A 13,007-nucleotide genomic window follows, 5' to 3' on the forward strand; every position below is an offset into this window, starting at 1 on the left:
AAGCCGGCGATTGGAAGAATGCTGAAACAGATTCATGTTTCACCTTAGCGGGTCACTGTTGGGGGATCAAGATCTTTCGCCAAATATTGAAATGCGATAATGTTTCAACTTAGGATGTGATCGACGCCACGAGAAGGCGTACTCCGTAACTCCCTTATCAACGACGCTCAAGGAGCACCCATGAAACTCGACGGACAATGCCTTTGTGGCGAAGTGACATACACGATCGATAGCGAGCCGAAGTTCACGGCTCTTTGTCACTGCACCGACTGCCAGCGCCAAACCGGGGGCGCATATTCCCTCGTTATTGGCGTAGATGATCAGAACCTGAAGATCACCGGCGACGCGGTGAAGACCTTTGTCACCGTAGGCACCGAGCACGGAACAAACACCAACCGTTCGTTCTGCGGCGAGTGCGGTTCGCCGATTGTCGGCCGCATCGACGCGATGCCCGGTCTGGCCTTCGTCAAGGCAGGGACACTGAACGACACTTCGCGGCTTAAGCCCACGGTAGAGGTCTGGTGCCGTTCGGCGCAGCCGTGGGTTGAGGCACTCCCCGGTGCCGAGCGGTACGACGGCGACATTCCCGCCTGATCCAGGCGCACGTGCTGCAAGCATGAAAATCGGGGTTGGGTGTGTCGCGTCTGGGGGCGGCACGCCCAACCCTCAGTTGAATAAGGACTCCCAAACCAATGACTTCGACCGAGACTCGTACCCATCAGTTGGCGAATCATCAGGATAAACCCCTGACAGTCGCTGGTGCCGAGGAGTGGATCGCGCGCTCCTGCTTCACAGCCGGCCCAGCCGGACGCATCGGACTCGAACTGGAATTCCTCCCCGGACGCGTCGGAGACCCGTCTCTCCAACACCCATTTCATGACGATGACTACCGGCGTTTGTTCTCGGAACTGGGGCATCTGGATGTTGCGGGAAGTCTTACTCTTGAACCCGGCGGGCAGCTTGAGCTCAGTTCGCGCCCGGAAGCCAGTCTCCAGCAAGTCATCCGCTCCGTACACGACAGCCTGGATCTTATGAGGGAACGGGCGGACGGTCTGGGAGCGTCCTTGGTAGGCGCTGGGCTGGCGCCCTATGGGGAGCCCAAGCGGATTACGCGGGCCGCACGCTACTCTTCGATGGAGCAGTATTTCGAAAAGTGGGCCCCGGCCGGCGCCACCATGATGTGCTCGACTGCGTCGGTTCAGGTCAACGTCGAAGCGGGCGCCAATGCCTGCCAAATCCGTGAGCGTTGGAAGCTTCTGTATTCCATTGGGCCGGTTTTGGCCGCCACATTCGCAAACTCCGGTTGGGTTAGCGGTCGACGGAGCCGATGGAAGAACACACGACTTGCCGCATGGCTCGCTCTGGACCCGACCCGAACCGGTGTGCCGAGCTTCAGCGATAATCGCGATCCTGGCACTGGCTATGCCCAGTGGGCCCTCGACGCTCCACTTATGATGATCCGACGGTCGGAGGGTGACTGGCGAGCTCCGGCGGGACTGACGTTTCGGGAGTGGCTACTGATGGGGAAGTCGGTGGTTCCCGATAGACAACCGCCCACGGTGGCGGACCTGCAGCAGCATCTAAGCACACTGTTTCCACACGTTCGACCCAAAGGCTACTTTGAGGTCAGGTACATCGATGCGCAGCCTGGCTGCTGGTGGGCCGTTCCAGCAGCCGTAGTTGCCGCACTCATCGCTGATCCTGCAACCACTGCTCAAGCTAGGGGCATCTGTGCTGGCTCTCAGGGCTGGGAAACTGCTGCGCGATTCGGCCTCGAGGACCCGGGAATCGCAGCTCGGGCCGTGCAATTAATGGAGCTGGCGGCGGATCGGCTCAGGCTTGACCCGGCCACGGTAGGCACGGCCGGGCAGGTTGAGGAGTATGGGGAGAAGTGGACGTTCCGTGGTCTTTCTCCCGCAGATGATCATCCGTCCGAATGGGCGGCACGCGGGCAGGGCTGCGCGTTGGATGGCTGCACCCTCGGCGCGTGAGTCCTATACGAATCCGGGCTGAGCGGGGGCGATTACCACCCTTTGGCGGTAGTCGAAGGCACGGCGAAGGTGCGCGGACTCGTAATCACCCAGAGTACGTCTTCGTTCTGGTCATCTCATCGATGACCGTCGGATAGGGGTCAATGGTCTGTTCGGTCACTGTTACGTACTGCTCCACGGAAGTTCACTGCTTGCCGGGCACCCGGGGTTCTGAGTCCATCGACTGGATCCTGCGCCAAAGCGTGCTTGCCACACGTCCGCGCACCACCGCCTTGAGAATAGCGCCAACTATGAGCCAAGGAACGGGGGAGTGGGACGAATTGTTCCCACGGAGGGGCCGGCTGCGGATTTAGGAGCAACGGACGGGATTGCGGACGAAGGCACCCTGAAGGGCAGGAATTCGCCGCGCGATAACTTAGCCAGGAAGGCACCGTATCCATGCGTTCGTTTCCACGGATAGCCCGGCCAAACGGTGGTGATCCCGGAGGGATTCAAACCTGAGCTATCTGTTGACGGCATGTTGCGGCCTTCAGCAGGAGCCTATGGCAGGTACGTTGCCAGATAATCGACGCTGGCGCGTCGTACTTCGTCTAGGATCTCCTGATCACCATGCTGCGGGCTTTCACGGAAAGCCAAGTCGACCCCCTTGTCGAGCATTCCGACGAAGATCTCCATGACGGTTCCTATCGAGACCTTTGGCGCATCTGGCCGGAGATCTGTGACGGTCCCGGCCAGCCAAGCCGCTAAGGCGTCGTCGTGGAGACGGTTGACCTGAATCATCCGTCCCGAGAACTCCCCTGAGAACCATATGGCGCGGAAAGAAGCGTCTTTGCTGAAGTAGTCAAGGCAGGCTTGCGCGCCGGCATCAGCTTTGGGACGCCAGTCGGGCCCACTCAAGTCCATCCCGGCGTCCGCCATGGCGCCGTCGAGACCTCTTAGGCAACCAACGAGTATCTCTTCCAAGAGGGCGTCGCGGTTCTCGAAGTAGTTATAAAGCCAGCCCACTGAAATACCAGCTCGAGCAGCAACAGCCGTAGTGCTTACGGCCTGTGGCCCGCCTTCTTCGAGAAGACCGCGGGTAACTTCAAGGGTGAGTGCCAGTTTTTTGCGGCTTCGATGCTGCAGTGCTTCCTTGTGCACTCCCACTTGAATAGGGATGTCATCCATGATGTTTCGAAGTGTCACCCCCCTATGCTACGTTGCGAAGGACGCCTGCCGGGTCACCGAAGGCCGTGTGGCGCCGTGACGGATCGTGCACACAAAATAAGAGCTGTACACGTATGAGAGACTCTAAAACTGCCGAGCAAGTCGTTGGACCGCTTCAAGGATGGGCACGCCGCCAGCCGTGAGTTCGATAATTCGCTGGTGTAAACCAATTTCGTGCAATGCTAAATGAACAAAATCTGCCACATCCTCTTCCGGAATTGAACCATACGGCAAAGCAAAGTCAGCACTGACGCGACCACCTCTCGGCCCCTCCAGCAAATACCCTGGTCTTACGATGATCCAGTCCAGCCCGCTGCAGACCAGATATGACTCGGAGGCCTTCGAGACCCTGAGGGAGTGTTCAAACCCTTCGGCCGTCCGTGCATCGCGTGAGGCCTCGGGAAAGGAGGAAACCAGCAGAAATCTAAAGACTCCCGCTTGGATTGCAGCTTGGACTGCTTTCTCCAGTCCCTTGCTGTCGATAGCCGTCGTGTGTTCTGAGTCGGTTTGGTGCGGACCACCGCAGAACACCACGGCGTCATGGCCTGACATCATCCCGGCCAGTTCTTCGACTGTGACACCGACCCGTCCCCTGCCGTCTGATCTCGTCCCTGGCGCGCCCAATGAAGGATGCTGTCCATGATCTTGAAGCAATCTTGTAACTGTGTCGCCACAAGTCGCCAGTTTCATTGCAAGGCGGCAGCCGATGCCTCCAGCGGCGGCGTCCATCTGAAATACCTGCATCTACCGTTCCGTTCTCCAGTCAGCAGTTTCGGTCGATTTGCATATTCGTATTGCACTGAGCCCCAAGCAAGGGGAGCAGGTCATGACTCCTCCTCTGTAGAAAGCACGGGGCTCGAACGACGCAGCTGATGCAACCCGGCCCGGCGCTGGCAGCCTGGTTGCATAAGCAGCTGACGGTCCGCCCAGTCATTAGGCGGACGGAGTTGGCTCACGACACATGTTGGATCAAAGCCCGTCTACCGGAGTTGGAACTGTCTCGCCACGTGGAATCTAGTCAGCGTAAGGATCAGCAACGCAGATATACTGCGCGCTCGTGTACTCGGAAAGCCCTTCGGCGCCGCCTTCCCTTCCGAGCCCGGAGTGTTTGACTCCGCCGAAAGGGGCCGCGGCATTGGACAGCATCCCCGCGTTGAAGCCCACCATTCCGAACTCGATTTGTTCGGCGACTCGAATAAGCCTGCTGTAGTCGCGTGTAAAGAGATAAGCTGCGAGGCCGTATTCACTCGAATTAGCCAGTTGGATGGCCTCCTCTTCGGAGGCGAACGTCGTCACGGGCGCGATCGGTCCGAAGATTTCCTGGCTGAGGATGGCAGCCGTACCGGGGACATTCCCGAGAACTGTCGGCTCGTAGAAATAGCCCTCACCAAGCACCATTTTTCCTCCTGCAGCAATTGTCGCTCCCTCCGCCACAGCCGCGGCGACCAAGCCATGAATTTGTTCACGCGCTTCGTTGTGGATCAGCGGGCCAAGGGTGGACGAGGGCTCGGTGCCACGGACTGGGTTCAGTTCGCCCATCCGCTTAGCCAGGCGTTGAGTAAAGTCGTCAGCCACCAACTCGTGAACGAGGAAACGGTTTGCAGCAGTGCAAGCCTCGCCCATGTTGCGCATCTTGGCGGCCATTGCACCTTCGATCGCCTTGTCCAGGTCGGCGTCTTCGAACACGATGAACGGCGCGTTACCGCCAAGTTCCATGGACGACCTCAAGACATTTTCTGAAGCGGCTGCCATCAAGCGCTTACCGACACTTGTCGACCCTGTGAACGAAATCTTCCGAAGACGCGGATCCTTCAGTAAAGGGCCAGAGATTCCGGCGGCGTTTGAGGATGCTACGACGTTGAGTACCCCAGCTGGCAGGCCTGCCTCCATCATGACCTGCGCAAAGAGCTGCGATGTGAGCGGCGTGAGGGCGGCCGGTTTCAGAACCATCGTGCACCCTGCGGCAACCGCCGGCGCTACCTTGCGAGTCGCCATTGCAAGCGGGAAGTTCCACGGTGTGATGAGCAGGCACGGACCTACAGGCTTGCGCTGAACAATGATCTTATTCTTTCCGTCGGGGCTCGTAAGGTAGCGGCCGTAGTCCCGCACGGTCTCTTCCGAGTACCAGCGAAGAAACTCCGCGCCGTAAGCCACTTCTGAGTACGCCTCTGCAAGGGGCTTGCCCATTTCCAATGTCATAAGGAGCGCGAAATCATCCGCCTTGGCCAGGACGCTTTCGAAGGCGCGACGTAGAATTTCGGCACGCTCGCGGGGCGCCGTTCGCGCCCAGCCCGCCTGGACTTTGTCTGCAGCATCGAGCGCCGCGAGAGCATCGTCGCTGGTGGCATCTGCCAGTATGGCTAAGCCCTTACCCGTGGCAGGGTCTTCAACTTCGAAGGTCCCTCCTCCGGCCGACGCCCGCCATTGACCATCGATCAGGAGGCTCGTAGGCACTGATGCGAGCAGCTCTTGCTCGCGGGCCAGTGTGATTCTCGAATTTGCCATACTTGTTCCCTTCGGAGTTCCGTTACGTCGTTCTTCAGGCGGCCTTCACCAGGCCGCCGTTCTGGCCCCCAGGAGTGGCGGGGCGTGGGTATTACTTACGGTTCGTGGCGCGCCGCAGAATTCTTTTCGCACGCTCGATGACGGGTTTGTCTATCATCTGTCCGTCCACCTGGAGAACGGCCAGGTCGCCGCCAACGACGCGTTCCGCCCAAGCAACATCCCCGTCCGTAGGCTTGAACGCGGAATTGACTTCGGCGACTTGGGCGGGATGTATGCACAGCTTTCCACCGAATCCGAAACTGCGAGCCAGCCGTGCAGAATCGCTGACCCGCTCCATCGCCTTGATGTCTGTGGACGGGGAGTCGAGAGGCGCGCTGATGCCAGCAGCACGGGATGCTAAGACAAGTGAGGATCGCGCATGGTCCAGATAGCGGTCGTCCAACTCAGCATCAATGTCCAGTGCGAAATCTATGGCTCCGAATGCCAACCTCGTTAGTCCCGGCACTTTGGCCAGTTCAAGTGCGTGGACCAAGCCAACCGCTGATTCGATCAGCGGAACAAGCGCCAGATTGAGTGGCTGCGTCCAGCGAGAGAGTTGCTGGAGTGCGTCGCAGTCCTCGGCTTTGGCGACCATGACGCCGAGTAGCCCATGATCCGCGGACTCCGATAGCTCAGAGAGCGCCGTTACATCCGCGGCGTAGTGGGGAGTTCCTGCTGCGTTGACACGGACCACTGCTCGGAGGTTTCCGCGGTTGCTCAGGGCCGAGACTACGTGCGTGCGCGCATCTGCCTTGTCCGCGGGTGCCACGGCGTCCTCAAGATCGAGAATAACCAGATCGGCGAGTGATGAGGCGGCCTTCGCATAGCGGTCCGGGCGACTGCCGGGAACAAAAAGTGCCGTCACAGCATCGGCCACAACGTGATGAGGGGAAATGGGATCAGCCGATTCTGTAATTCGCGGCGGCACGTGGTCCTGTCTATGGTTCGCGGCCTCAGCCATTGTCAATCACCAAGCTGGCACGGGTTACCTCTCGCGCGTCGGCTGCCTTCAGGGCATCGTTGACGCGCTCGAAATCGAAGTCGGCGTCAACTAAGACTTCCCACGGAAACTGTGGGGTTGATTCGATGAATGAAACAGCCTTTCCCAAGACTGTCGAGGGGTAGCGAATGGACGCCCGGATCTGGATGCCGGAACGAGTGAATGAGCCCGGGTCGAACTGTGTAAACCTGTTGGGGCTGATACTTCCGATGGAGACCATCGTGCCTCCGGGCCGGACGGATCCGACCGCCTCGGAAAACGCATCAGGTACACCAGTCATGTCGATTACGACATCCGCTCCGTGGCCAGTTGCTTGGCGCATAAGCTCGATACGTTCGTTACCGTCCTTCGCTGGAGATAGGTCGATCTGATGGTGCGCCCCAAAATCTGAGGTCTTGTGTAACCGCTGCGGTGTCATTTCAGCGACAAAGACTTCCGCGCCCATCTGACTTGCGACGGCTGATGCGCAGATGCCCAGTCCTCCCGCGCCTAAGATGACTACTTTGTCCCCGCGGCGAATGCCGCCCACTTCGCACCCGGCGTAGGCCTGGGATAGAGCACAATTCGCTGAGGACACCGCTTTGCTGGAAATGGTGTCTGGAACTTTGTACACGTATTGCCCGGGACCAACGCTATAGTGAGTTCCGAAGGTCCCGTGGAAATGAGGAGACACCTCGGCAGGGGATGACCAGCCCTTGTAGGCGTTTCTGCACAAGTTCCCGTGTCCTGAATTACATTCGGGGCAGCGCCGGCAGACCTGAAAGTACGTAGCAACCACACGGTCTCCCACTTTGAGAGGCTCACCAGCGAAGTCGCGTCGAACCCCTTCGCCCAAACGGTGGACTCTACCCACCCCTTCATGACCCAGCACACAACCTGGCTGAATTAGCGGATGCTGCCCATGAAGAATGTGTACCTCTGTTCCACAGACATTGGCGCGGAGCATTTCCAGCAGCAGTCCTCCGGCCGGGGGCTTCGGGAGTTCGTATTCTCGCTGCTCCACTTCATTAGGGGCAGTTAACACCGTCGTTATGCCGCGCATTATCTCTCTCCTTCACATGCTCAGCACGTGACTGTTCGGGGTCCGCCTTTGCCGGGCGTCCATCCACGTATTTCATACATAAAACAAAAAAGAATGCATGATTTGTAGACTCAATACTGGACCACCGAGCGCGCGGATGTCAACGGATCGACGGAGCCCTTGGTGTGCCGAGGACTATTGGGGATGCATCGTTTCCCGGTGTCCCGAGGTCTGGCTAACTACCTCGGAGGGCAGGCGCCCCGTTCAGGAGGGGCTGCGATTGGTAAATCGGCGCGTCATGTGGTGAACAGGGGAATCGCTGTCCAACCCCGCGGTCTCGTGGTTCCACGTGGTCCCCACCCCGCTTCAACCCGGAGTAGTGGCTGTGGAAGTCGGGCGAGGCCATCGATATTGATCTGCGGCCCATGAAGGCTGCCCGGCGTCGCCCGAACCGACGAAGGCCTGTGCGACGCTCTGGACGGACGTGCGGGTTAATCGCCCTCGCCGATAAAGAAACGTTTGGGTTCATGGGCATAGATGGGTTCGTGCCTTGCGGTGGAGGCACTCTTGGTCGGTGTTGTTTACGCGAGCAAAGAAGCTGAGGGGGCCGGCGCCGTCGTTTACACGCCCATGTGGATGTGGTGCCACGCGGAGAGGACCGCCCAGTCGGCGATCGAAGACAACGACGAGCGGTTTGACGTCTTAGTCGTTATCTATGTCGAACGGGTCCGGGCGCACCTCTCCGGTAATTCGCTGGGCCAAATCGGCAAAGCTTCGTCCGAGGTGTACTTCGAGCGCGTGAGATGCGCGATCCGGGTCGCCAGCCTTAACTGCATCCAGAATGGCTGCGTGCTCCATTTCCGATGTGTAGGAAGGCTCGGGGGAGGACAGCATCATGTCCCATGGGAACGCCCTCCACAGGTTCTCAATTTCGTCCGCCAGGGCCGGAATGCCGCATCGCTCGTAGAAGAAGAAGTGAAACTGGTGGTTAAGTTCTCGAATGGCTTCGGAGTCCTGATGGAGTGTGGCTTCGTTCAAGTGCTCAAGAACTTGCTCCGCCTGCCTCAGGTCGTGCGGGGAAAGGCGGGTGGCGGCCCGGCGGATCGCATAGCCCTCCAGTAGGCGGCGCACAATATAGGTGGCCTTAATGCGTTCAAACGAGATGCCAGCGACCCGCACTCCCCGGTGCGGTTCGGAAACCACTAAGTTCTCCGACTCCAGGGCCCGGAGCGCTTCGCGGACCGGGGTGATGCTGCTGTCAAAGCGCTTCGCCAAGTGGTCTTGGGGGAGCCGCGTTCCGCGGGGGAGCTCACCTGAAAGAATGAGCGCCCGCATGTCCATGATTATTTGATCACGCTTAGTAATCGGGTTTATCGGCACGTTGTGATCTCCCCAGTCTTCCAGGCGCGTGGTCATGCCCGCTTAATACGCTCTTACGCATATTATACATCGCGCCGCCAATCGATATATGACCCGAAGGTCCTCGTGGCTCGGCCGCTCGGGCATCCACCTCTCATCAGCCCTTGCGGGTAGCACCTCCCCGGCCGACGAGTCAGACGACGGATTGAGCACTAGGCTTCGGGGTCGCATGTATGTAGGATTTCGCAGATCATGCATACATGCTAAATTGGTGCATACTAGATCCATTACACCAAGGAGATATGAGATGGTTCCTGGACTTCCGTTGGAGGGCATTACGATCGTCTCCTGCGAGCAAGCCGTGGCTGCGCCGTTCGCCTCGCGACACCTGGCAGATCTTGGGGCCAGAGTCATCAAGGTTGAGAGGCCCGGGCGCGGCGACTTCGCACGGGATTACGATGAAACAGTCAAGGGGCTATCGAGCCATTTCGTTTGGCTAAACCGCTCAAAGGAGAGCATCGCCCTTGATTTGAAGCGCCCCGACTCGCAGGAAATCATGTATCGCCTATTGAGCGAGGCAGACGTCTTCATTCAGAACTTCGCGCCATCTGCAGCCGAGCGTCTGGGGCTGGGCGACGCTGAACTCCGGCGTAAATTTCCTAGACTGATCACATGCTCCATCAGCGGATATGGCTCAAGCGGACCATATCGTGATGCCAAGGCCTACGATCTTCTGATTCAATCCGAGACCGGACTTGTATCGATCACCGGTTCGGAGGACGCCCCGGCGAAAACGGGTATCCCAACTGCAGACATCAGCGCTGGCATGTATGCGTTTGCTGGACTCCTCGCCGCCCTGTACAACAGGGAGAGAACTGGCGAAGGAACCCATGTCGAGATCAGCCTTTTCGATTCCCTCATTGAGTGGATGGGTTACCCGATTTACTACACCGAATACGGGGGGAAGCAGCCCGCCCGGGCCGGTACGAGCCATGCCGCAATTGCCCCCTACGGCACATTCGTAGCAGGTGACGGTACCGAAATCGTCCTGTCCATCCAGAACCACCGCGAATGGACGTCCTTCTGCGAAACCGTTCTTCAGTTGCCCGAGACCGCTGTGGACTGCCGCTTTGATTCCGGTAGCAAACGAGTGTCGAATCGGGTTGAATTAGATGAAGCGATTAACGGCATTTTCGGATTGAACACCGGCGAAGAAATGGAACAGCGGCTAAGTAAGGCCAAAATTGCCCATGCCAGACTCCGACCCGTTGTCGACGTACTTGAGCACCCTCAGCTAGTGGCCCGAAACCGGTGGCAGAGCGTCGCGACGTCTGCTGGGCCAGTTCGGGCCGTACTGCCCGCCATCACGTTGAGTGGTCACACTCCACGCATGGATCCAGTGCCAGATGTAGGCCAGCACACGGAAGCAATTCTGGAATCCATTGGATACGACGAGGCGGCGCGCGCACGTTTGGAGCAGGAAGGGGTGTACTGAGAGCCCATGGACACGTTCGCAGATGAGCACTACACCGATCTTCTGCCCGTGCGGCCATCGTCCGCCAGAATGCGGAGGCTTACGGCCGACGGCGTCAGAGTCTTGGGGGAGGGGGAGAATCGTTTCCTGGAAGTTGAGCCTCGTGCGCTTCAACTGCTTGCCAACGAAGCTATCAGGGACATCTCCCATTTTCTCCGCCCAGATCACCTAGCCCAGCTTCGACAAATTCTCGATGACCCAGAGGCCTCACCGAATGACCGCTACGTCGCCCTGGACCTCCTCAAGAACGCGAACGTTTCCTCGGGCGGAGTACTTCCAATGTGCCAGGACACTGGAACGGCCATCGTTTCGGCTAAGCGGGGCCACCGCGTTCTGACGGATGGAGACGACGGGAAACACCTCTCTCACGGGATCTTTGACGCCTACCAGCAGCTCAATCTGCGCTATTCCCAGCTGTCACCTCTGGACATGTGGAAGGAAGTCAACACACGAACCAACCTTCCTGCCCAGATTGAAATTTCGTTAGGCAAGGGGCTCGAGTACGAGTTCCTCTTCATGGCCAAGGGCGGCGGAAGCGCTAACAAGTCGTTTCTCTATCAGGAGACAAAGGCCATCCTGGACGAACAACGCATGCTCACTTTCCTTCAGGAAAAGATCGAAAGTATCGGTACCGCCGCCTGCCCGCCGTACCATCTGGCGGTAGTCATAGGTGGAACGTCGGCGGAATACGCACTCAAGACGGCGAAGCTTGCCTCGGCCCACTATCTCGACACTTTGCCGGAGAAGGGAGGCGATATTGGTCACGGTTACCGCGACAAAGGTTTCGAAGAAAAGGTGTTCGAGTTAACGCGAAACATCGGTTTTGGTGCTCAATTTGGCGGGAAATACTTCTGCCACGATGTGAGAGTGGTACGCCTCCCACGGCACGGAGGTTCACTACCAATTGCCCTCGCTGTCTCATGTTCCGCCGATAGGCAGATTCTGGGCAAGATTAGTCCCGAGGGTGTGTTCCTTGAGGAATTGGAGCGCGATCCAGCCAGGTACATCCCGAGCACCGGCCTTGAAGCGATCACCGATTCTTCAGCCGCGATCCCGATTGACCTCAATGTGCCCATGGAGCAGATACGTCAGCAGTTGAGCATGTGCTCCATCAGCAGCCGCCTTTCATTGTCCGGGACGATGATCGTCGCGCGAGATATTGCGCACGCAGAACTTAGGGCCAGGATCGAGCGTGGCGAAGGGCTTCCCCAATACATCCTGGATCACCCCGTTTACTACGCAGGTCCAGCGAAGACGCCGGAAGGCCTGCCCTCGGGGTCCTTTGGGCCGACGACTGCGGGCCGGATGGACGGGTATGTGGAAGATTTCCAGGCTCTGGGCGGATCGCTGGTGATGCTGGCCAAAGGAAACCGATCCTCCGCTGTAACGGAATCATGCCGTCGGCGCGGTGGCTTTTACCTCGGGTCCGTCGGGGGGCCTGCGGCCAGGCTCGCCCAAGACTGCATCAAGTCCGTTGAAATTATCGATTACCCGGAGCTCGGGATGGAGGCCGTTTTTCGAATCGAGGTCGAGGACTTTCCCGCATTTTTGGTCGTCGATGACAAGGGCAACGACTTCTTCCGCAAGGACAAAAGCACCTTCCTGACGCTGGGCGCCACCAGGAGCTCCTGACTCCTTTAAAGGGGAAACCGCACCGGCCAGCCTGACCGTCATTCGCGAGACCAAGTCCGCCATCATTCGCCTTGCCGGCGAAGAAGTTGCCTGCCGGCAAAACACGGAATTCGAAGGACGCCGGCAAGGCTGGATTGTCAAACTCAAGGAGAGCTCTTTGTCACTGCACTTTCAGCGGGAGTGGGCCCCTGTGGTGGGCCAGTTCGTGGAATTGCGCCGAAACTTCACCGTTATAGGATCCGGAATCGTCGACTCGGTCACCCTCGATGATCAGATGTTATGGCTTGCCGCCGATGGCGCCCAGCCACGAGTAATGTTCTGTCGAGTAGACGGGGTGCAGATGTGGATCGATTCCAGCTGGGGAGACGGCCGGCCGGGATATCAACGGCAGCCAGGAGTAGGAAATGGCCGCTGAAAAAGCTGAGAGCGTCAATTGCCTCGTGGGAACAACTCGGCCCGTGCGGACGAACAGTTATTCCGGACCTACAATGCATGACGGATCGGACGGAAGGACTTCAGTCACGAACGCGCCGGCAGTCACTTCGTCGAATTGATGCCGGTCATCACTGCGGGGGCAACGTCGGATCGCCCTGATTCTTTGGATGACTCGACTGTCATGACTTCCAGGCCCTAGTGCACGCGGTGTTTCCAGCGGACTCTCTTCGCTTGAACCCTCGGCAATGGCAAATGCAAAGATGCTCAAGAGAGTCCTGAGACGTT

General features: G+C 58.7%; 10 protein-coding genes. 4 read left to right on the top strand and 6 right to left on the bottom strand.

From position 1 onward, the window contains the following. Nucleotides 1–180: 180 nt before the first annotated feature. The gene (locus ACZ5G6_RS10815; RefSeq protein WP_498691436.1) at nucleotides 181–594 is read left to right on the top strand and encodes a GFA family protein; all 414 of its coding nucleotides are present in this window, start codon (nucleotides 181–183) and stop codon (nucleotides 592–594) included. Between the two features lie 98 nt (nucleotides 595–692). Continuing rightward, nucleotides 693–1,991, top strand: a complete 1,299-nt coding sequence (locus ACZ5G6_RS10820) for a glutamate-cysteine ligase family protein (RefSeq protein ID WP_498691438.1) — start codon at nucleotides 693–695, stop codon at nucleotides 1,989–1,991. Between the two features lie 540 nt (nucleotides 1,992–2,531). Here the strand turns inward: ACZ5G6_RS10820 and ACZ5G6_RS10825 are convergent. The 6 genes from ACZ5G6_RS10825 to ACZ5G6_RS10850 all read right to left on the bottom strand — a co-directional run bounded on the left by ACZ5G6_RS10825 (nucleotide 2,532) and on the right by ACZ5G6_RS10850 (nucleotide 9,178). Next, a complete protein-coding gene (locus tag ACZ5G6_RS10825) occupies nucleotides 2,532–3,176 on the bottom strand; it encodes a TetR/AcrR family transcriptional regulator (RefSeq protein ID WP_498691440.1) in 645 nt (214 codons plus the stop codon). 105 nt (nucleotides 3,177–3,281) lie between these two features. Further along, nucleotides 3,282–3,941 (bottom strand): SDR family oxidoreductase, encoded by a 660-nt coding sequence (locus tag ACZ5G6_RS10830; protein ID WP_498691442.1) that lies wholly within the window; start codon nucleotides 3,939–3,941, stop codon nucleotides 3,282–3,284. 270 nt (nucleotides 3,942–4,211) lie between these two features. Beyond that, nucleotides 4,212–5,702 carry an NAD-dependent succinate-semialdehyde dehydrogenase gene (locus ACZ5G6_RS10835; RefSeq protein WP_498691445.1) on the bottom strand — a complete coding sequence of 497 codons (1,491 nt, stop codon included), beginning with the start codon at nucleotides 5,700–5,702 and terminating at the stop codon, nucleotides 4,212–4,214. A 91-nt stretch (nucleotides 5,703–5,793) separates the two neighbouring features. Continuing rightward, the gene (locus tag ACZ5G6_RS10840; RefSeq protein WP_498691446.1) at nucleotides 5,794–6,669 is read right to left on the bottom strand and encodes an HpcH/HpaI aldolase/citrate lyase family protein; all 876 of its coding nucleotides are present in this window, start codon (nucleotides 6,667–6,669) and stop codon (nucleotides 5,794–5,796) included. 25 nt (nucleotides 6,670–6,694) lie between these two features. Further along, the gene (locus ACZ5G6_RS10845; protein ID WP_498691449.1) at nucleotides 6,695–7,783 is read right to left on the bottom strand and encodes a zinc-binding dehydrogenase; all 1,089 of its coding nucleotides are present in this window, start codon (nucleotides 7,781–7,783) and stop codon (nucleotides 6,695–6,697) included. Between the two features lie 681 nt (nucleotides 7,784–8,464). Next, complete coding sequence (locus tag ACZ5G6_RS10850; protein ID WP_498691451.1) at nucleotides 8,465–9,178, bottom strand: GntR family transcriptional regulator; 714 nt, start codon at nucleotides 9,176–9,178, stop codon at nucleotides 8,465–8,467. 250 nt (nucleotides 9,179–9,428) lie between these two features. Here ACZ5G6_RS10850 and ACZ5G6_RS10855 point away from each other — a divergent pair, with 250 nt between their 5' ends. Further along, nucleotides 9,429–10,616, top strand: coding sequence for a CaiB/BaiF CoA transferase family protein (locus ACZ5G6_RS10855; RefSeq protein WP_498691454.1), 1,188 nt, complete (start codon nucleotides 9,429–9,431; stop codon nucleotides 10,614–10,616). 6 nt (nucleotides 10,617–10,622) lie between these two features. Further along, on the top strand, nucleotides 10,623–12,287 hold the full coding sequence (locus ACZ5G6_RS10860) for a FumA C-terminus/TtdB family hydratase beta subunit (protein ID WP_498691457.1): 1,665 nt from the start codon (nucleotides 10,623–10,625) through the stop codon (nucleotides 12,285–12,287). Nucleotides 12,288–13,007: the final 720 nt, after the last annotated feature.

It is taken from the genome of Arthrobacter sp. TmtSoilC51 (assembly GCF_055388015.1).